We start from the raw sequence: 18,773 nt of genomic DNA, 5'->3' as shown, positions 1-18,773 counted from the left end.
CCTGCCTGCGCAAAGGCGCCAAAGCCGATGACATTCAGTCAACGCAAGCCTCGAACGGCGACGAGAACTCCCCCTTTTCATTCCCTCGGATTCAACTTCTGCTCGCATAAGCCGGGAACAGAAATCGTCATTGCGTTGCCTAAGGTGAGCTTCGCCCGATACAACAAATAACAAATCAGAATCGACAACAAGGACGATCCCCCATGCCCTCTTCCCTCCCCGACGACCGTGCGGCAGGTGCCGCATGATCAGCATCTATCAACTCAAACCCCGCTTTCAGGCACTCTTGCGGCCGATGGTGCGTGCCCTGGCCGAGGCCGGCGTGACGGCCAATGCGGTCACCGTGCTGGCCATGCTGGTCTCGCTGGCACTGGGCGCGCTGCTGTTCGTGGCCGGGCCGCAGCGGCCGGCGCTGTTCCTGCTGCTGCCGCTGTGGATGTTCCTGCGCATGGCCTTCAATGCCGTGGATGGCATGCTGGCGCGTGAATTCGGCCAGCAGTCGGCGCTGGGGGCCTATCTCAACGAGCTGACCGACGTCGTCTCCGATGCCGCCCTGTACCTGCCCTTTGCGCTGGTGGCCCCATTTGGCTGGGCCAGCGTGGGCGGAGTGATCTTCCTGTCGGCGGTGTCGGAGATGACCGGGGCGCTCGGCCCCATGGTCGGTGCGCCGCGCCAGTACGACGGCCCCATGGGCAAGAGCGACCGCGCCTTCCTGTTCGGCGCGCTGGGCTTGTGGCTGGGACTGGCCGGCAGCCTCCCGGGCTGGATCTTCTGGGTGCTGCCGCTGGCTGTCGCCGCCATCCTCCTCAATATCGTCAACCGCATCCGCAGCGGCCTGCGCGCCGCCCCCCACCCATGACACGATCCTGCCAGGAACACCAGTTCACCACCCACGACGGCCAATCCCTGTTCTATCGCCGCTGGCCGGCCACCGGCCCGCAGCGGCGCGGCGCTGTCGTCATGTTCCATCGCGGCCACGAGCACGGCGGGCGCATGGAGCATCTGGTCGATGAACTCGGCCTCTCCGATTTCGATTTCTATGCCTGGGATGCGCGCGGCCATGGCCGTTCGCCCGGCCCGCGTGGCTATTCCCCGAGCTTTGCGCACTCGGTGCGGGACGTGCAAACCTTCATCCACCATCTGCGCGACCAGTGGCAGGTGGCCGAGGAAGACATGGCCGTGCTGGCCCAGAGCGTGGGCGCGGTGCTGGTCTCGACCTGGGCGCATGACTACGCGCCCCGCGTACGCTGCCTGGTGCTGGCCTCGCCCGCCTTCAAGGTGAAGCTTTATGTTCCGTTCGCCCGTCCGGGACTGGCCCTGCAGCAGAAGCTGCGCGGCAATTTCTTCGTCAACAGCTACGTCAAGGCGAAGTATCTGACCCACGACCGGCAGCGCCAGGCCTCCTACGACAGCGATCCGCTGATCAGCCGTCCGATCTCCGTGAATATCCTGCTGGCGCTGTATGAAGCGGCCGAACGCGTGGTCGCCGATGCCCAGGCCATCACCATTCCCACGCAATTGCTCATATCCGGCGCGGACTGGGTGGTGCACCATGGCCCCCAGCACGATTTCTTCGCACGCCTGGGCACACCAGTGAAGGAAAAGCACGTCCTCCCCGGCTTCTATCACGACACCTTCGGCGAGAAGGACCGCAAGATCGCCACTGACCTGGCGCGTGAATTCATCCTGCGTCAATTCTCCCAAGCCTGGGCCCGTCCGGACCTGCGCCAGTCGCACCGCCAGGGCCCGACCTTCGAGGAGTCGCGCCAGCTGTCCGCGCCGCTGCCCGCTCTCAGCCCCAAGGGGCTGTACTGGGCCGGTTACCGCGCCAACATGAAGCTGGGCGGCCTGCTCTCCAAGGGCGTGGCGCTGGGGCATCGCACCGGTTTTGATTCGGGCAGCACGCTCGACTACGTCTACCGCAACACCTCCGAAGGCGTCGGTCCGCTGGGCCGCGCCATCGATCGCCAGTATCTGGACGCGATCGGCTGGAAAGGCATCCGCCAGCGCAAGCTGCATGTGGAAGAATTGCTGCGCACGGCCCTGGCCCGCCTGCAGGCCGAGGGACAGCCGCTGCACGTGCTTGACATCGCCGCCGGCCATGGCCGCTACGTACTGGAAGCGCTGGGCCAGGGACCGCGTCCCCACTCCATCCTGCTGCGCGACTACAGCGAACTGAATGTGCAGCAAGGCACGGCGCTGATTGCCGACAAGGGCCTCGCCGACATTGCCCGCTTCGTGCAGGGAGACGCCTTCGACCGCGCCAGCCTGGCCGCCGTCACGCCGCGCCCGACGGTGGGCATCGTCTCCGGCCTGTACGAACTGTTCCCGGACAATGACGCCGTGGCCACCTCCCTGGCCGGACTGGCCGATGCCATCGCGCCGGGTGGCTATCTGGTCTACACCGGCCAGCCCTGGCATCCGCAACTGGAACTGATCGCCCGCGCCCTGACCAGCCATCGCGGCGGCCAGGCCTGGGTCATGCGCCGCCGCACGCAAGCCGAGATGGACCAGTTGGTGGCCGAAGCGGGGTTCGAGAAGATCGAACAGCGCATCGACCAGTGGGGCATCTTTACCGTCTCGCTGGCCCGGCGCAAGGCCGCATGAGCCAGGCCGACCGCCTGCTGCCCGCGGCAGCACCGGCCACGCCGCTGCCGTGGAAGCGCGGCGTGGCCTGGCTGCTGTTGCTGGGGCCGCTGTTCTTCCTCAGCTATGGCTTCGCCAACCATGCAGCCGCCGCGCGCGCCAGCGTGCCCAGCTTCTTCTATGGCTGGGAGCGTCATATTCCCTTCCTGCCCTGGACCATCCTGCCCTATTGGTCCATCGACCTGCTCTACGGATTTTCCTTCCTGTGCTGCCGCACCCCGCGCGAGACCGATCGCCACGCGCTGCGGCTGCTGACGACGCAGCTGATCGCGGTGGCCTGCTTCCTGGCCTTTCCGCTGCGCTTTGCCTTCGTGCGGCCGGCCACCGACGGACTGTTTGGCGCGCTCTTCGCCTCGCTGGCGGCCTTCGACCTGCCCTTCAACCAAGCCCCCTCGCTGCATATCGCACTGCTGGTGCTGATCTGGGTCCAGTTCGCCCGGCTGCGCACGCACTGGTTCTGGCAGCTGGTCATCCATGGCTGGGCGCTGCTGATCGGCCTGTCCGTGCTGACGACCTGGCAGCATCACTTCATTGATATCCCGACCGGTGCCATGCTGGGCCTGTTCTGCCTGTGGCTGTGGCCGGATGAGGGGGGTACGCCGCTGCGCCGCAGCGGCCAGCGCAGTGCGCGACGCATGCGTCTGGCGCTGGCCTACGCGCTGGGAGCCTTGCTGGCACTGGCGCTGGCAATCTCCGTGCGCGCCTTGGCCGCCCCACTGGGCTGGCTGGCCTTGTCGCTGGCCATCGTGGCTTGGAATTACGCCCATGCCGGTGCCGCCGGTTTCCAGAAGCACGACGGCCGCCGGTCGCTGGCCGTCACCTGGTTGCTGGCTCCACATGTATTGGGTGCCTGGCTCAATGCCCGCCTGTGGACCCGCCGCCGTCCGCAGCCAGATCCCATCACCGGGGATGTCTGGCTGGGCCGCTTGCCAAGCGCTGCCGAGCTGCGCGCCAGCCCGTTCGCCGCCCTGTGCGACCTCTGCGCCGAACTGCCCGCCCCGCGCGGTCCGTGGGCTTATGCCGGCCATGCCTGGCTGGACCTGGTCGCCCCCGACGCCGACCAATTGCTGGCGGCCGCCCGCAGCATCGAATCGCTGCGCAGCCATGGACCCGTGCTGGTGGCCTGTGCGCTGGGCTATTCGCGCAGCGCTGCTGCAGTGGCGACCTGGCTGTGCCTGAGCGGACGCTGTCCCGACATGGACTCTGCTCTCGCGCTATTGGCCGAACGCCGCCCCACGGTGGTCATCAACGCCGCGCTGCGGGAACGCCTGCGGGAGGTCGAGCAGCAGTTGCTGAAGGGAGAACGCCATGTCTGACCTGCGCCAAGGATCCGGCAGCGATGCCGCCAACGATGCCGCTCATCAAGGCCTCCCGCCTGAAAACGCCCCAGCTGCGCAGCAGGCAGCCCACCAGGCCGACATTGCCCTGGCAATCCTGGCCGTGAGCCGTCCGCTGGACAACACCAGCCGCCTGCTCAGCCTCTGCGCGCTGGTCTTGCTGGTCTTGCATCCAGGCGGCCCTGCAGTCTGGGCTGCGCTGGCGCTGTCCATCGTGTTCGGGATCGCCGAATGCAGTTTCGCGCTGCGCTGCGCCTTCGATGTCCCCATCTTCACCTCATGGGCGCGCCGCTGGCACCAGGGAAATCCACCGCAGGACGATCTGGCTGCCTTTGACCTGGCCCTCGCAGACAGCGGTCTTGGGCCCAAAGCCGGTGCGGCGCCGCGCCCGCTGGCGCAACGCATCGCCGGGGTACGCCGCCTGGTGAAGAATCAGGTCCGATACCTGGCCTTGCAGGTGGTGGCCTGGGTGGTCACCCTGGCGTTACTGTTCCTTTCCTGATCCTTGAAAACTGAATTTGTATGCTGATCGACCGCCTCTTCGCCTCCGCCATCTGCACCTTCGCCCGCGTCCTCACGGGCGTGCGCGCCCGCTGGTTTGCCGCGCCCGATCCCGGCAAGCTGCGTGTCTACTATCCCAACCACCGCAGCCACGGTGATTTCGTGCTGGTCTGGAGCATGCTGCCGCGCGCCATGCGCAAGCGCACCCGGCCAGTGGCCGGCTCGGACTACTGGCTCAGCAGTGCCGTGCGGCGCTATGTGATCAATCGGGTCTTCCGGGGTGTACTGGTGGACCGCCAGGCTGGCCGTAGCGCCGATCCCATCGGCGTGATGGGGCAGGTGCTGGCAGGGGGTGAATCGCTGATCCTGTTCCCGGAAGGCACGCGCAACCTGGAAGAGGGCCTGCTGCCCTTCAAGAGCGGGCTGTACCACCTGGCCTGCGCTCATCCGGAAGTGGAACTGGTGCCGGTGTGGATCGAGAACCTCGGCCGGGCCATGCCCAAAGGCCATCTGGTGCCGCTGCCGCTGCTCTGCACCCTCAGCTTCGGCGAGCCCTTGATGCTGCGCCCCGACGAAAGCAAGGAACAATTCCTGGCCCGCACCCGCCAGGCCCTGCTCGCCTTGGCCCCCGTGGCCGAATGATCCGCGACGAACGACCATGACTCCTCAAGATACCCTCATCGCCCTGTTTGGCGGCGTGTTCGCCGTCCTCGCCCTGGCCAGTTCGGTTGGTGGCCTGCTGCGCTGGCGGCTGGCCGGACGCAGCAGCAGCGTCATCGACAATCTCAATGCCCGCATCAAGGCCTGGTGGTGGATGATCGGCGCGCTGGCCATCGCGTTCTGGATCGGCAAGACCGGCGTGGTGGTGCTGTTTGCCTTCATCTCGCTGCAGGCGCTGCGTGAATTCATTTCCGTCACCTACACCCGCGTGGGCGACCATCGGGCGCTGCTGTGGTGCTTCTTCGTGTTCCTGCCGCTGCAGTACGTGCTCATCGGGATGGACTGGTATGGCCTGTTCTCCATCCTGATCCCGGTCTACGCCTTCCTGCTGCTGCCAATCTCGGCCTCGCTCTCCACCGATACCAAGCATTTCCTGGAGCGTGCGGCCAAGGTGCAGTGGGGGCTGATGATCTGCGTCTACTGCATCTCGCACGTGCCGGCCCTGCTGACGCTGCCCATCGAGGGCTTCGAAGGCCGCAACCTGCAGCTCATCGTGTTCCTGGTGCTGACGGTGCAATCCAGTGATGTGTTCCAGTACGTGTGGGGCAAGCTGTTCGGCAAGCGCAAGCTGGCCCCGCAGATTTCACCTTCCAAGACGCTGGAAGGCCTGGTCGGGGGCGTGCTGACGTCCACCGCCGTCGGTGCTGCGCTGTACTGGATCACGCCTTTCAATGTGTGGCAGGCGGCGCTGGTGGCGCTGACCATCAACATTCTGGGCTTCTTCGGGGGATTCGTGCTGTCGGCGATCAAGCGTGACCGCGGACTCAAGGACTGGGGTGCCATGATCGAAGGCCATGGCGGCATGCTGGACCGGGTCGATTCGATCAGTTTCTCGGCACCGATTTTCTTTCATATCCTGCGCTACTGGTGGGTGCACTGAAGCACCACCAGCAGCGCATTCCCGCTAACGTCAACGTGACGGCAGGATGCGGCGCGCAAACGCGATCAGCACCAGCACCAGCGCAACCAGGCCCAGCCACTGCCCGGTCAATTCAAAGGCCCCCGACACCACGGCCAGCGGTGCATCCTTGCCGGTAAAGCCGATGATGGCGGCCAGCAGCACACCCACCAGGCTTTCCCCCACGATCAGGCCTGAGGCCACCAGGATGCCGCGCTGGCGCGGCTTGTCGGCATAGGCTTCCAGATCCGCACCGGCGGCCAGTGCCCGGCGGCGCAGTGCACGTTCGATCAGCCAGCCCAGGACCGCCCCCAGGAACAGGGCGCTGCTGACCATCGGCGGCAGGTAGATGCCGATGCCCACGGCCAGTACCGGCAAGCGCGCCACGCCGCCACGGCGGGCCAGCAGCCAGTCGATCACGATGAGCACGATGCCCAGCGCCACGCCGACGCCCAGCATGGTCCAGTTCAGCTCGCGGGTGAAGATACCGGTGGCAATGGCCGTCATCAGGGTCGCCTGCGGAGCCGCCAGGGCCTGGGCTGCATCCATGCCCGCGCGCGGCAGGGCACCGGTGAAGCCATAGGCGTTGTAGAGCAGGTTCAGCACCGGCGGGATGATGAGCGCGCCCACCACGCAACCGACCAGCAGCGCCACCTGCTGGCGCCAGGGGGTGGCGCCGACCAGTTGGCCGGTCTTCAAGTCTTGCAGGTTGTCATTGGCGATGGCCGCCACCGCAATGATGGCCGCGGTGACGAACAGCGCCACCGCGATGGCCAGCTTGCTGCCTTCGGGCGTGGCCAGCAGCGGATCGACTGCGCCCGAGACCAGCAGCAGGACCGACACCAGGATCACGGCCACGATGCCGATACCCGAGATCGGGCTGGACGAGGAGCCGATCAGCCCGGCCATGTAGCCGCAAGCCGCCGCCACCAGGAAGCCGAAGATGAAGGCAAACACCACCGCATAGACGATCAGCCCGATGAACAGCGCAGGCGACACCGGTGCTTCGGACAGGAAGGACGCGAACACCACCGCCAGCAGCGCAATCATGGCCAGGCTGATGACGATGATCCAGCGCGGCGACATATCCTGGTCAGTGCGCTCGGTGCTGCCCTGCTGACGGCGCGAGAGCGTCGACAGCGAGGCCTTCACGCCTTCCAGCATGGGCTTGAAAAGGGTGGCCAGGGTCCACACTGCAGCCACGCCGATCATGCCGGCACCGATGAAGCGTACCTGGCTCTTCCACAATCCGTTGGCAAAGTCCGACAGGGCGACATCGGCCGCATGCGGGGTGACGGCGGTGAGATAAGGCACGGCCACACCCCAGGCGATTACCAGGCCGATCAGGATGGCGATGCCGGAGACGATGCCAATCATGTAGCCCGCGCCCACCAGGGCCAGCGAGAAGCCCATGGTCAGGCGGACCACCGAAGCACCGGCGGTGAACCAGAGGCTGATGCTTTCGGCAAACAGCTTCAGTCCGCTGGCGATCACGCTGAAGGCTGCTGCAATTGTGCCGCCGAAGAGGATGTCACGCAGACCGCGCCGGGTTTCCTCGCCGCCCTCGGCGTCGGCGCTGCCCACGCGCAGGATCTCCGCGGCCGCCACGCCTTCCGGATAGGGCAGCGCGCTCTGCACCACCATCACCCGGCGCAGCGGGATGGAGAACATCACCCCCAGCATGCCGCCGGCGGCGCAGATGCCCAGCGTCTGCAGGAAGGGGAAGCCCTGCCAGTGGCCCATCATCACCAGGCCGGGCAGGATGAAGATGATGGAGGAGAGCGTGCCGGCCGCCGAGGCCTGGGTCTGCACCATGTTGTTTTCCAGGATGTTGGCATTGGAAAACAGGCGCAAGACCGCCATCGAGATCACCGCTGCGGGGATCGCCGAGGAAAAGGTCAGGCCGACCTTCAGCCCGAGATACACGTTGGAGGCGGTGAAGACCACCGTGATGAGCGCGCCCAGCAGCATCCCGCGCAGGGTCAGTTCCGGCAGGCCGGTTTGGTTATCTTGGTTCATATCGGGAAAGGGTTCCGTTTCGATGCGTTCTTATACCGCAAGAATTGCCGTACGGCCATCGGACAATCGCGGTATTTGCTTCATATGTGCCTCAAACCGGCTTTGATATGATGCCCCTCTCCCCGTTCCGGACCCTTCCCATGCGCCGCCTCCGCCCTGCCCTGCTGTTGCTGTCCTTGGCCTGCCTGTGCCTGGCGGCCTGCTCTCCGCGCTACAACTGGCGTGAAGCCAGCGACAACGGCGCGCATTTCGTGGTGCTCCTGCCCGCCAAGCCGGCCAGCGTGACGCGCCCGGTCGACCTGGACGGCCCCAAGGTCGACATGAGCATGACCGCCGCCGAAGTCGACGGCCTCACCTTCGCCGTGGGAACGGCCGAACTGCCCGATGCGGCCGCGGCCAACCGGGCGCTGGAGGCAATGCGCACCGCCCTGCTCAACAACATCGGCGGCCAGCCGCAGGGCACGCCGGTGTGGCCGGGCAAGACCACGGGCCTGGCGCGCACGCTGGACCTGGACGCGCGGGGCGTGTCCCGCGGCCGCCCTCTGCGGCTGGTCGCCCGGCTGGCGGTGCGTGAGCGGCGGGTGTACCAGATTCTCATCGTGGGGGAACTAAAGGCCTTCACCGAGGAAAATATTGAAACCTTTTTCAGCTCTTTCAAACCAACCTGAGCGGGGCCGAGCCGGATGACAATATTCCGGCTACCGGGGTATTCTTGTCCTGCCTGACTCTCCAAACAGGCATTCCCGCAGAAATGCGGATGCAGTCTGCAGCGCATTTCCAGCGCGCCCGCCTTGGCGGGCCTGCCCAAAAAACGTTATCAATCAAAGACCCTGAGGAAATATGCTGATTACCTTCAAATCAAAAGCGGCTGCCGATGTGGTGATGTATGAGTCGCACGCCAAACCCATTCTGGACCTGTTGCACAAGGATCCTGCCCGTGGCGTGATCACCGCCGCCGAGGCCGGTGACGCCATCACTCTGCTGGAACAGCAGATCAACGCCAGCAAGTCGCATGAAGCGGCCGAAGCGCTGGCGCGTGACGTCAACGCCCACCACAACGCCGACGTCGACGACCACAACCACGAAAAGATCGAGCCGGTCAGCTTCTCGGCACGCGCCTATCCGCTGCTGGACATGCTGCGCGAAGCCAAGAAGGGCAATTACGACATCCTGTGGGGCGTCTGATGCCTGCAGGAAGCCCGGACGCGTTGCGCTCCTGACACTTCCTGACGCTTGATTGCCTGCATCACCCTGACATACCCGCGCCGAACGGCTGCCGCGAACATCCACCGCGGCGGCCGTTTGTCCTTGTCGGGCGGCATTCTGCCGTGCCGGACCGACACTTGCACCACCCAAAATGCATCGCGCAGGTGTGAGCACCATTGGCCGCTGGTACACTGGCGGCCCGCGCCCCTTGCTCCGACCATTGCCGGGTTGCAATACGGGGTGCCGCCTTATCTTCCGAGCCAGCAAAGACGTGATCCAGATTTCTCTCCTCCCTCCCGGTGCCAAGGCCGATTCCCTGGCCTATCAGCTGGCCTATGCCGCCCAGGCAGTGGCCGCCGTACGCGCCGGCCACGCCCTGCCGCAGGCACTGGCGCAGATCTTCTCCCGCAGCGACGCCCCGCCGCCGGCACGCGGTGCCATCCAGGACCTGAGCTATCGCGCCATGCGCAGCCTGGGGCTGAGCGACAGCCTGCTGGGCCTGCTGGCCAACAAGCCACCGCAACCGGAGGTCCTGCACGGCCTGCTGGTGACGGCCCTGGCACTGCTGGTCAATGAAGAAGACGCGGGCTACGACAGCTTCACCGTGGTGGACCAGGCCGTCGAGGCCGCCGCCATCAGCCAGGAGATGAGTTTCGCCAAGGGCGTGGTCAATGCCATCCTGCGCCGCTTCCTGCGCGAACGCGCGACGCTCATGCCGCAGGCCACCAAGACCCCGCCTGGCACCTGGAATTATCCGACCTGGTGGATCGACCGCCTCAAGGGCGCCTATCCCGAGCAGTGGCAGGCCATCCTGCACGCCGGCAACCAGCCACCGCCGCTGACCCTGCGCGTGAACCGCCGCCGCGCCAGCGTGGAACAGTACCTGTCCACCCTGCAGCAGGCCGGCATCGGCGCACGTGCCGTCGGGCCCTACGCGGTGCGGCTGGACAAGCCGGTCCCGGTGCAACAGATCCCCGGCTTTGCCGAGGGCGTGGTCTCGGTGCAGGATGCGGCGGCCCAACTGGCCGCGCCGCTGCTGGAGGTAGCTGATGGCATGCGCGTGCTCGATGCCTGCGCCGCGCCGGGCGGCAAGACCGGCCACCTGCTGGAACTGGCCGACATCGAACTGCAGGCGCTGGACCACGATCCGCGCCGCCTGCAGCGCATCGCCGAAAACCTGGACCGTCTGCAGCTCAAGGCGCAACTGATCACCGGCGATGCCCGGGAAGATGGCTGGTGGGATGGCCAGGGCTTCGACCGCATCCTGGCTGACGTGCCCTGTACCGCCTCCGGCATCGTGCGCCGCCACCCGGATATCCGCTGGCTGCGCCGCAAGACCGACACCGCGCAGCTTGCAACACTTTCCGCGCAAATTTTGGACAAGCTTTGGCAGATGCTGCGACCGGATGGTAAATTGCTGCTCGTAACCTGCTCGCTGTGGCCCCAGGAATCGGAGCAGCAAGCGATCGCCTTCGCGCAGAAAAACCATGCCATCCGGCTGCCCGCTCCAGGTCAACTGCTGCCGACCGCCGGTGCCGATGCCGATCACGATGGCCTGTTCTATGCGCTGTTCCAAAAACCTGGTGCATGAATTTGACGCAATCGGCCCCCTTCCCCACTTCCACGTCCGCACGCCCGCGCGATGCCGGCTTCCCGCGGCTGCTGCGCGCGGCGCTGCAATGGCTGCTGGCGCTGCTGCTGGCCTGTTCCGCTCTGGCCGTCCAGGCTGCTGAAATCACCGTCAACCAGGCCGCCATCGAAGCCAGCGACGAAGGCTACCGGCTCTCGGTGTCCTATGACTTCGAATTGAATCGCGGCCTGGAAGATGCGCTCTCGCGCGGCGTGCCCCTGTACTTCACCACCGAGGTCCAACTGACCCGGCGGCGCTGGTACTGGTTCGACGAGACCAGCGTCGCGGCCACCCGCACCCTGCGCCTGTCCTACAACGTGCTGACGCGGCAATATCACACCGCCATCAGCGGCCAGCTGCAGCAGAGCTTCACCAACCTGGACGACGCGCTGACCCTGATCCGCCGTCCGCCACGCTGGATCATCGCCGACAACAACACGCTCAAGGCCGGCGAGACTTACCATGTCGGCCTGCGCATGCGGCTGGACGTGGCGCAGCTGCCCAAGCCCTTCCAGGTCAACGCGCTCAACAACAATGACTGGCGGCTGTCCTCCGACTGGATCGAATTCAACTACAAACCCGAATGAGCCGCACCTTACGCTATCTGCTGGTGGTCGGCGGGGGCGTCATCAGTGTCCTGCTGTTCCTGCTGGCGTCGGCCTCCGAGAATTCCGCCCTCTTCGAGCAGCACTATCCGTGGCTGCTGTTCCTCAACGGCCTGGCGGCCATTTCGCTGCTGGGCCTGGTGCTGCTGCTGCTGGGCCGGCTCTACAAACGCTACCGGCGCGGCAAGTTCGGCTCCAAGCTGCTGGCGCGGCTGGTGCTGATGTTTGCCCTGGTGGGCATCGTGCCGGGGGCGGTGATCTATCTGATGTCGGTGCAGTTCGTGTCGCGCTCCATCGAATCCTGGTTCGACGTGCGCATGGAAGCGGCGCTGGAATCGGGCCTGAACCTGGGCCGCAATGCACTGGACTCCTCGCTGTCGGACCTGGTCTCGCGGGCGCGCGGCATGGCCCAGGAGCTCTCCGACATGAGCGACTCCGAACAGGTGACCTACCTTTCGCGCCAGCGCGACCAGAACATGGAGATCACCATCGTCAACGCCAATGGCCAGGTGATGAGTACGGTGGGCGGCTCCATCGGCTCGCTCACGCCCATCCTGCCCAGCAGCCAGGCGATGCGCCAGGCGCGGGTCTCGCGTGCCTTCTCGGCGGTAGAAAGCGATGACACCCGCCCCCCCAGCGGCTCCGATACCGACGGCAACCTGCGGCTGCACGTGGTGGTGCTGGTTCCGGCTCCCAGCCGCGGATTGTCGCTGCAGAATGAAACGCGCTACCTGCAGATCCTGCAGCCGGTCCCGGATTATCTGGCCACCAACGCCGAGACGCTGCGCCTGGCCTACAACGAGTACCAGCAACGTTCCGTGTCGCGCTCGGGGCTGCGCAAGATCTATCTGGTGACGCTGACCCTGACCCTGCTGCTGGCCATTTTCGCCGCCATCGCCAGCGCTTTCCTGATCGCCAGCGACCTCGCCAAGCCACTGCTGCTGCTGGCCGAAGGTACCAAGGCGGTGGCCGAAGGCAACCTCTCGCCGCGCCCCATCGTCAGTACCTCGGATGAGCTGGGCACGCTGACCCAATCCTTCAACACCATGACGCGCCAGCTGCTGGAAGCGCGCACCTCCGTCGAAAAGAACCGGGCCGAACTGGAAAACGCCAAGGCCTATCTGGAATCGGTGCTGGCCAACATGTCGGCCGGGGTGATGGTGCTGGACGGGCAATTCAACATCGTCAGCGCCAACGATTCGGTGCGCCGCATCCTGGGCTACGACTTCTCGGCCAACATCGGCACGCCGCTGCAAACCATCGACAGCCAGGCACCGTTTGCCCAGGCAGTCATCCGCGCCTTCTCCGAACAGCTGGCCCAGCACAGCAGCGAAGGGGCCGACGGCCTGCACTGGCAGCGGCAGTTCGAACTGTCGCGCCAGCCCGGCGCGGTGCTGGATGCCGGTGACGAGCAAGGCGGCAAGCCCGACCATGACAAGCTGACCTTGCTGGCGCGTGGCTCGCACCTGCCGGTGGAAAACGGCGTCGGCTACGTGGTGGTGTTCGATGACATCAGCAACGTCATCTCGGCCCAGCGCTCGATTGCGTGGGGTGAGGTGGCGCGCCGCCTGGCGCACGAGATCAAGAATCCGCTGACCCCCATCCAGCTCTCCGCCGAACGCCTGCAGCATCGCCTGGCCGACAAGCTCATGCCGGCCGATGCCGCCATCCTCGACAAGGGCACCACCACCATCGTCAACCAGGTCACCGCCATGAAGCGCATGGTCGACGACTTCCGCGACTACGCCAAGACCCCGCCGGCCAAGCCGGTGGCGCTCGATCTGAATGCCCTGATCGAGGAAATCCTCAACCTCTACCTGGCCGGCGATGGCCGCGACGTGATCCATGCGCGCCTGGCCCCGGTAATGAGCAAGGTCATGGGCGACGCCACCCAGATGCGCCAGGTCATCCACAACCTGCTGCAGAATGCCCAGGATGCCGTGACCGATGACGGCCAAAGCGCGCCGCGCATCGACGTGCTGACCGAACAGATCGACATCGCCGGCACCGACGGCCAGCGCCGGCCGGCCGTGCGTTTGTCGATCATGGATAACGGTCCCGGTTTCTCGCCGACCATCCTGGCGCGTGCCTTCGAACCCTACGTCACTTCCAAGGCCAGAGGGACCGGCCTGGGACTGGCGATGGTCAAGAAAATCGTCGAGGAACATGGCGGTCGCATCGATATCCAGAATCGGACCGATGGCCGAGGCGCAAAAATTGTAATTTTGCTGGTAAAGTTAGCACCTATTGATTAAGAGACAGTTTTCTCAGGAAACCGTCCCCAGGGTCAAGATTCGACAGCAAGTCGCCGGGAGGGACCCGGCAGTTCATCAAGGCACGCTCGCTAACGCCGCGTCGAGCGCGCCGGCCCGGAACAAGATCGAAAACTTGGACAATGAACTAGCAGCGAGGAAAGCAGCACATGGCTAACATCCTGGTCGTCGATGACGAAATGGGTATCCGCGAATTGCTCTCAGAAATTCTGGGCGATGAGGGGCATGTCGTGACCACTGCGGAAAACGCGCAGCAGGCACGCGAGCTTCGCCAGGCCGGAGTCCCCGACCTCGTGCTGCTCGACATCTGGATGCCCGACACCGACGGCGTCACGCTCCTGAAGGAATGGCAACGCGATGGCCTGTTGACCATGCCGGTCATCATGATGTCCGGCCACGCCACCATCGACACTGCCGTCGAGGCCACTCGCATCGGCGCACTGAACTTCCTGGAAAAGCCGATCGCGCTGCAAAAGCTGCTCAAGGCCGTGCAGCAAGGGCTGTCACACAGCCGCGAAGCGGTGCGTCCGGCCAGCTATCGCCCGGCCCCGGTGGCCGCCGTGGCCAATGGTGCAGCCGACGGCCTGCACACCCCCGAACACGTCGCCCCGGTGGCCACCTACGCGCCCGCATTGGGCAGCGAACCGCTGCATCACGGCACGCCGGCCGCGGCACCCTTCGGACAGGTGGCCGACAATGCCGCCAATATTTCCTTCGACCTGCCGCTGCGCGAAGCCCGCGATGCCTTCGAGCGCGCCTACTTCGAATACCACCTGGTGCGCGAAAACGGCAGCATGACGCGCGTGGCCGAACGTACCGGCCTGGAACGTACCCACCTCTACCGCAAGCTCAAGCAGCTCGGCGTGGAACCGGGCAAGCTGGCGCGCAAGAATCACTGAGCCGCACCGGCATGAATACTAGGACAACGGGATCGCAGCGCGGTCCCGTTTCTTTTGGTAGTCTGATCACGTTTTGGGGGCAGTCCGCCACAGGGGTGTGGCGGCGTCAGAAATTTCCTGATGTTCTTTTACGTCCGACAGCGGCATGCTGAAGGCGTGATGAGGCTTGCCAGGCCGCAACCCGGCCTGCTGCAACGCGATGAACTTCCAGGCGGGCTTGTCATCTATCTTCTGCAGGTGACGGTGCATCATGAAGAAACATGCAAGATTTCGTGCATGCGGAAAGGCAATACGGCAGGCATCAAAGTTTTTCGGACAAACTGCCGTCAACAGACTCAGGAACGCAAGCGACGCGGCGTTGCCCGAGGGAGCTGTATCGAAGTAGCAGAGATGCACACGAGGCGCGGCCCAGGTGAAGGGTCTTGAAATTTACGGTGAAGGCGCCACTTCCTTTTCGAAGCAGTATTCCAGCATAAGGAGTCACTATGAACCTGATCTACAACAGTGAGCAGTACAGCGTCGTCGAATTCGGTGCCGATTCCGACCACGAAGCCCTGCGCTTCGGCGGCTACGAGATCATGGACAAGTCCGGCCAGCGTGAAATCTACATCGATGGCCCGGCGGCCGAACTGTTCCGCAAGGATGTCCAGGAACTGATCGCGTCCGAACCCACCATGGACGATATCGACAACTTCCTGAGCCGTTACGACGTGATGATGCGTCATCCCATGACCTTGCACTGATCGGGTCAAGCACTCCCGCTTTACAGGCAATGACGCCGCGCCCCCCGCGCGGCGTTTTCTTTTGGTCAGCTTGCCATCAGCGGCGCGCACGCGACGTCCATTAAAATGGCGTTTTGCCGCCTTGACCACCTTGTCGTGAATTCATCCCCCATCAGCAGCGCCCAGACCGGCGTGCATGAGCAACTGGCCACCCTGGTGGCGCGCCACGCCGATCCCGCCCATCCGTTCCGCAAACCCGTCACCGATTACAACCAGCGCGCCTTCGATGCCAGCATGGCGGCCTGGCGCGCCGCAGGCGAGCCGCCGCTGATCCTCGACACCGGCTGTGGCGTGGGCTTGTCGACGCTGCACCTGGCGGCGCGCTACCCGGATCATTTCGTCATCGGCATCGACCAGTCGGCCGACCGCCTGGCCCGCAACACGCATTGGGATGGTCCGGAACCGGCGAATCTCTGCTTCGTGCGCGCCGACCTGGTCGATTACTGGCGGCTGGCGCATGAAACCGGGCTGCGGCCGGCGCGGCACTACCTGCTCTACCCCAATCCCTGGCCCAAGATCGGCCACCTGGCCCGGCGCTGGCAGGGCCATCCGGTGTTTCCCTTCATCGTGGCGCTGGGTGGACAGCTGGAATGCCGCAGCAATTGGCAGATTTATGTCGAAGAATTCACTTCGGCCCTGAACCAGCTATCTGGCGGCACTTTCCGCACTGAAGCCTGGCAACCCGATCAGCCCATCACGCCCTTCGAGCGCAAATATCTCGCCTCAGGCCACACGCTGTGGCGCGTCGCAGCCGATCTGGATGCGCAGGCACTGACGGACCGCCGCGCATGACGCTCCCCGTCATCGCCCTGGTCCTGGCCGCTGCGCTGCTGCACGCTTCCTGGAACGCCCTGCTCAAAAGCAGCCACGACCGCCTGGCGTCACTCTCGCTCATGACCCTGGGCGCGGGGCTGGGCGCGATCCCGCTGGTGCTGTGGCGACCGTGGCCGCAAGCGGAGAGCTGGTTCTACATCCTGCTCTCGGGCCTGCTGCACACCGGCTACAACCTGTTCCTGATCCGCGCCTACCGCATTGGCGACTTCGGCCAGTCCTATCCGATTGCGCGCGGCTCCTCACCCTTGCTGGTGGCGCTGGGGGCGGCGGTCTTTGCAGGCGAGCAGTTGGGCATCTATACGGTGATCGGCATCGCCCTGGTCTCGCTGGGCATCGTCAGCCTGGCCAACCTGCGCGCCATGCGCCGGCGCGAGCACCTGTCCGGCCCGCTGGCAGCCCTGGCGACCGGAGCCTTCATCGCGGCCTATACCATCACCGACGGCATCGGCGCGCGGCTGGCGGGCGACGCCATCGCCTATGCGGGCTGGCTGTTCGTCGCCGACAGCATCCCGCTGGCCCTGCTCTACCAGTACAAGCATGGACGCTCGCCGGTGGTGCTCTCGCACAAGGACACCTGGATCGGATTGGCGGGCGGCGTCATGTCGCTGCTGGCCTATGGCATCGTGATCTGGGCCGTGACGCTCGCCCCCATGGGCATGGTCTCGGCGCTGCGTGAGACCTCGGTGCTGTTTGCGCTCCTGATCGGCACGCTGTTCCTGGGCGAGAAGCTGACGCTGCGGCGCGTGCTGTCCTGTGCGGTCATTGCGGCAGGAGCCATCGTGCTTGGGGCGCATCACTGAGCCTGCAACGAAAAACGCCGGGATTGCTCCCGGCGTTCTCGTTTGCGGCGCACTGCGTGATGGCTTACAGCACCTTGCGCAGGAAATCGCGCGTGCGCTCATGGACCGGTTCACCCAGCACCTGCTGCGGCGGACCTTCTTCCATGATGACGCCCTGGTCGATGAAGAAGACCCGGTCCGCCACTTCACGCGCAAAACCCATCTCGTGCGTGACCACCACCATGGTCATGCCTTCTTCGGCCAGCTGCTTCATGACGGTCAGCACTTCGCCCACCAGTTCCGGGTCCAGCGCGGAAGTGGGTTCATCGAACAGCATCACCTTCGGTTCCATGGCCAGCGCGCGGGCAATCGCCACGCGCTGCTGCTGGCCGCCGGAAAGCTGGTTGGGGAAGGCATCGATCTTGTCCAGCAGGCCGACCTTCTGCAGCAGCTTCTCGGCCACCAAGACCGCGTCGCGGCGCGACAGCTTCCTCACCTGCATGGGCGCCATGATCAGGTTTTCCAGCACCGTCATGTGCGGGAACAGGTTGAAGCGCTGGAACACCATGCCCAGCTCCGCGCGCAAGGCATTCAGGTTGACCTTGGGGTCATTGAGCTTGACGCCTTCGATGAAGATGTCGCCATCGCTGACTTCTTCCAGTCCGTTGAGGCAGCGCAGGAAAGTGCTCTTGCCCGAGCCCGAGGGCCCGATCACGCACACCACTTCGCGGGCGCGGATCTCGCAATCGATGCCGCGCAGGATGTGCGCCTGGCCGAAGCGCTTCTGCAGTTGATTGACCTTGATCATCGTGCTCATCGTGCATCTCCCTTGCCGTAACGTGCTTCCAGATGGCGTACCAGCGCCGCCAGCGCCAGCGTGATGACCCAGTAGATCACCGAGATGGTCAGGTACGGCTCCCAGTAGCGCGCGTAGGCACCCGAAACGGTACGCGCCGCATAGGCCAGTTCAGCCAGGCCGATGGCCGAGGCCAGCGAGGAATCCTTGACGATGGCAATGGCATTGTTGCCCAGCGGCGGCAGCATGCGGCGGAAGGCCTGCGGCAGCACCACGCGGCGCAGCGTGCCGAGGTAGCTCATGCCCAGCGAGCGCGAGGCTTCGCTCTGGCCACGGTCGATGGACTGGATGCCGGCGCGGAAAATTTCCGACACATACGCGCCCGAGTTGAGCGTGATGGCCAGCACCGCTGAAGCGAAGGCACCGTAGTGCGAGCGGATCTCGCGCGCCAGATCACCCGAGAGGATCAGGCCGCCGCTGGGGTTGATCAGCATCGGCATGAGCGCGAAGTGGATCAGCAGGATCTGCACGAACAGCGGCGTGCCGCGCAGGAAGCTGACGTAGAAGCGAATCGGCCACTGCACGCAGTAGCACAGGAAATATTTCCATAAACCATGGCGTGCTTCGGCCAGGCGGCCCACGCCCAGCACCAGGCCCCAGCAGGTGCCGGCGATCACGCAGATGATCGCGGCCTTGAGGGTCATCCAGGTGCCTTCGACGAACAGCGGCGCGTATTCGCCGATGATTTCCCATTGGAAGAAGGAATGCATGATGAATCCGTTCAAACGGAGGTGTTGAGAAAAGCGGAGAAGCGGAAAAAAGCGGAACAGGCGATACCGGCGAACCCG

General features: G+C 65.1%; 19 protein-coding genes. 15 read left to right on the top strand and 4 right to left on the bottom strand.

Annotation, left to right across the window (positions count from 1 at the left end; translation table 11 throughout):
- The first annotated feature begins 244 nt into the window (after positions 1-244).
- Genes J2X56_RS24735 through J2X56_RS24710 form a run of 6 tightly spaced genes read left to right on the top strand, consistent with a single transcriptional unit; the run spans position 245 to position 6,084 of the window.
- Positions 245-859 carry a CDP-alcohol phosphatidyltransferase family protein gene (locus J2X56_RS24735; RefSeq protein WP_121037236.1) on the top strand — a complete coding sequence of 205 codons (615 nt, stop codon included), beginning with the start codon at positions 245-247 and terminating at the stop codon, positions 857-859.
- On the top strand, positions 856-2,607 hold the full coding sequence (locus J2X56_RS24730; protein WP_121037239.1) for a bifunctional alpha/beta hydrolase/class I SAM-dependent methyltransferase: 1,752 nt from the start codon (positions 856-858) through the stop codon (positions 2,605-2,607). The genes J2X56_RS24735 and J2X56_RS24730 overlap by 4 nt, the downstream gene beginning before the upstream one ends.
- On the top strand, positions 2,604-3,962 hold the full coding sequence (locus J2X56_RS24725) for a phosphatase PAP2/dual specificity phosphatase family protein (RefSeq protein WP_245202312.1): 1,359 nt from the start codon (positions 2,604-2,606) through the stop codon (positions 3,960-3,962). Before J2X56_RS24730 ends, J2X56_RS24725 begins: the two co-directional genes overlap by 4 nt.
- Positions 3,955-4,485 carry a hypothetical protein gene (locus tag J2X56_RS24720; RefSeq protein ID WP_240733822.1) on the top strand — a complete coding sequence of 177 codons (531 nt, stop codon included), beginning with the start codon at positions 3,955-3,957 and terminating at the stop codon, positions 4,483-4,485. The genes J2X56_RS24725 and J2X56_RS24720 overlap by 8 nt, the downstream gene beginning before the upstream one ends.
- Positions 4,486-4,505: 20 nt before the next feature.
- Positions 4,506-5,126 carry a 1-acyl-sn-glycerol-3-phosphate acyltransferase gene (locus tag J2X56_RS24715; protein WP_083859687.1) on the top strand — a complete coding sequence of 207 codons (621 nt, stop codon included), beginning with the start codon at positions 4,506-4,508 and terminating at the stop codon, positions 5,124-5,126.
- 16 nt (positions 5,127-5,142) lie between these two features.
- On the top strand, positions 5,143-6,084 hold the full coding sequence (locus J2X56_RS24710; protein WP_121037242.1) for a phosphatidate cytidylyltransferase: 942 nt from the start codon (positions 5,143-5,145) through the stop codon (positions 6,082-6,084).
- A 30-nt stretch (positions 6,085-6,114) separates the two neighbouring features.
- Here J2X56_RS24710 and J2X56_RS24705 read toward each other — a convergent pair whose 3' ends face one another.
- Positions 6,115-8,121, bottom strand: coding sequence for an OPT family oligopeptide transporter (locus J2X56_RS24705; RefSeq protein ID WP_134137608.1), 2,007 nt, complete (start codon positions 8,119-8,121; stop codon positions 6,115-6,117).
- A gap of 140 nt (positions 8,122-8,261) precedes the next feature.
- Between J2X56_RS24705 and J2X56_RS24700 the strand changes: the two genes are divergently transcribed.
- The 6 genes from J2X56_RS24700 to J2X56_RS24675 all read left to right on the top strand — a co-directional run bounded on the left by J2X56_RS24700 (position 8,262) and on the right by J2X56_RS24675 (position 14,734).
- Positions 8,262-8,789 carry a hypothetical protein gene (locus tag J2X56_RS24700; RefSeq protein ID WP_134137610.1) on the top strand — a complete coding sequence of 176 codons (528 nt, stop codon included), beginning with the start codon at positions 8,262-8,264 and terminating at the stop codon, positions 8,787-8,789.
- A gap of 172 nt (positions 8,790-8,961) precedes the next feature.
- A complete protein-coding gene (locus J2X56_RS24695) occupies positions 8,962-9,306 on the top strand; it encodes a DUF1840 domain-containing protein (RefSeq protein ID WP_039790503.1) in 345 nt (114 codons plus the stop codon).
- A gap of 292 nt (positions 9,307-9,598) precedes the next feature.
- Entirely contained in the window at positions 9,599-10,918 is a 1,320-nt protein-coding gene (gene rsmB, locus J2X56_RS24690; RefSeq protein WP_121037248.1) for a 16S rRNA (cytosine(967)-C(5))-methyltransferase RsmB, read from the top strand.
- A complete protein-coding gene (locus tag J2X56_RS24685) occupies positions 10,915-11,544 on the top strand; it encodes a DUF4390 domain-containing protein (protein ID WP_227022836.1) in 630 nt (209 codons plus the stop codon). Before rsmB ends, J2X56_RS24685 begins: the two co-directional genes overlap by 4 nt.
- A complete protein-coding gene (locus J2X56_RS24680) occupies positions 11,541-13,817 on the top strand; it encodes an ATP-binding protein (protein ID WP_121037251.1) in 2,277 nt (758 codons plus the stop codon). Before J2X56_RS24685 ends, J2X56_RS24680 begins: the two co-directional genes overlap by 4 nt.
- 167 nt (positions 13,818-13,984) lie before the next feature.
- Positions 13,985-14,734, top strand: a complete 750-nt coding sequence (locus tag J2X56_RS24675; protein WP_134137614.1) for a response regulator — start codon at positions 13,985-13,987, stop codon at positions 14,732-14,734.
- A gap of 66 nt (positions 14,735-14,800) precedes the next feature.
- Here J2X56_RS24675 and J2X56_RS24670 read toward each other — a convergent pair whose 3' ends face one another.
- Positions 14,801-15,130: a hypothetical protein gene (locus J2X56_RS24670; protein ID WP_204726254.1), complete on the bottom strand. Its 330-nt coding sequence runs from the start codon at positions 15,128-15,130 to the stop codon at positions 14,801-14,803.
- A gap of 89 nt (positions 15,131-15,219) precedes the next feature.
- On the opposite strand from J2X56_RS24670, the gene J2X56_RS24665 reads away from it, so the two are divergent.
- From J2X56_RS24665 to J2X56_RS24655, 3 genes are all read left to right on the top strand, one after another.
- Entirely contained in the window at positions 15,220-15,477 is a 258-nt protein-coding gene (locus J2X56_RS24665) for a DUF3567 domain-containing protein (RefSeq protein WP_034332163.1), read from the top strand.
- A 135-nt stretch (positions 15,478-15,612) separates the two neighbouring features.
- Positions 15,613-16,308, top strand: a complete 696-nt coding sequence (locus J2X56_RS24660) for a methyltransferase domain-containing protein (RefSeq protein ID WP_310163524.1) — start codon at positions 15,613-15,615, stop codon at positions 16,306-16,308.
- A complete protein-coding gene (locus tag J2X56_RS24655) occupies positions 16,305-17,150 on the top strand; it encodes a DMT family transporter (protein WP_209569959.1) in 846 nt (281 codons plus the stop codon). The genes J2X56_RS24660 and J2X56_RS24655 overlap by 4 nt, the downstream gene beginning before the upstream one ends.
- A 64-nt stretch (positions 17,151-17,214) precedes the next feature.
- On the opposite strand, the gene J2X56_RS24650 is transcribed toward J2X56_RS24655, so the two are convergent.
- Positions 17,215-17,937: an amino acid ABC transporter ATP-binding protein gene (locus J2X56_RS24650; RefSeq protein ID WP_034332173.1), complete on the bottom strand. Its 723-nt coding sequence runs from the start codon at positions 17,935-17,937 to the stop codon at positions 17,215-17,217.
- 5 nt (positions 17,938-17,942) lie between these two features.
- Entirely contained in the window at positions 17,943-18,695 is a 753-nt protein-coding gene (locus tag J2X56_RS24645; RefSeq protein ID WP_310163522.1) for an amino acid ABC transporter permease, read from the bottom strand.
- Positions 18,696-18,773: the final 78 nt, after the last annotated feature.

The organism is Herbaspirillum sp. 1173 (genome assembly GCF_031455335.1).
GTDB classification, from domain to species: domain Bacteria; phylum Pseudomonadota; class Gammaproteobacteria; order Burkholderiales; family Burkholderiaceae_D; genus Herbaspirillum; species Herbaspirillum huttiense.
The sequence above is the reverse complement of the archived record's forward strand: the minus strand, read 5'-3'. Positions and strand labels throughout refer to the sequence as shown.

Excerpts from the sequence above, each read along its gene's own strand:
- J2X56_RS24735 (WP_121037236.1), top strand. The coding sequence starts at position 245 with ATGATCAGCATCTATCAACTCAAACCCCGCTTTCAGGCACTCTTGCGG.
- J2X56_RS24730 (WP_121037239.1), top strand. The coding sequence starts at position 856 with ATGACACGATCCTGCCAGGAACACCAGTTCACCACCCACGACGGCCAA.
- J2X56_RS24725 (WP_245202312.1), top strand. The coding sequence starts at position 2,604 with ATGAGCCAGGCCGACCGCCTGCTGCCCGCGGCAGCACCGGCCACGCCG.
- J2X56_RS24720 (WP_240733822.1), top strand. The coding sequence starts at position 3,955 with ATGTCTGACCTGCGCCAAGGATCCGGCAGCGATGCCGCCAACGATGCC.
- J2X56_RS24715 (WP_083859687.1), top strand. The coding sequence starts at position 4,506 with ATGCTGATCGACCGCCTCTTCGCCTCCGCCATCTGCACCTTCGCCCGC.
- J2X56_RS24710 (WP_121037242.1), top strand. The coding sequence starts at position 5,143 with ATGACTCCTCAAGATACCCTCATCGCCCTGTTTGGCGGCGTGTTCGCC.
- J2X56_RS24705 (WP_134137608.1), bottom strand. The coding sequence starts at position 8,121 with ATGAACCAAGATAACCAAACCGGCCTGCCGGAACTGACCCTGCGCGGG.
- J2X56_RS24700 (WP_134137610.1), top strand. The coding sequence starts at position 8,262 with ATGCGCCGCCTCCGCCCTGCCCTGCTGTTGCTGTCCTTGGCCTGCCTG.
- J2X56_RS24695 (WP_039790503.1), top strand. The coding sequence starts at position 8,962 with ATGCTGATTACCTTCAAATCAAAAGCGGCTGCCGATGTGGTGATGTAT.
- J2X56_RS24685 (WP_227022836.1), top strand. The coding sequence starts at position 10,915 with ATGAATTTGACGCAATCGGCCCCCTTCCCCACTTCCACGTCCGCACGC.
- J2X56_RS24680 (WP_121037251.1), top strand. The coding sequence starts at position 11,541 with ATGAGCCGCACCTTACGCTATCTGCTGGTGGTCGGCGGGGGCGTCATC.
- J2X56_RS24675 (WP_134137614.1), top strand. The coding sequence starts at position 13,985 with ATGGCTAACATCCTGGTCGTCGATGACGAAATGGGTATCCGCGAATTG.
- J2X56_RS24665 (WP_034332163.1), top strand. The coding sequence starts at position 15,220 with ATGAACCTGATCTACAACAGTGAGCAGTACAGCGTCGTCGAATTCGGT.
- J2X56_RS24655 (WP_209569959.1), top strand. The coding sequence starts at position 16,305 with ATGACGCTCCCCGTCATCGCCCTGGTCCTGGCCGCTGCGCTGCTGCAC.
- J2X56_RS24650 (WP_034332173.1), bottom strand. The coding sequence starts at position 17,937 with ATGATCAAGGTCAATCAACTGCAGAAGCGCTTCGGCCAGGCGCACATC.
- J2X56_RS24645 (WP_310163522.1), bottom strand. The coding sequence starts at position 18,695 with ATGCATTCCTTCTTCCAATGGGAAATCATCGGCGAATACGCGCCGCTG.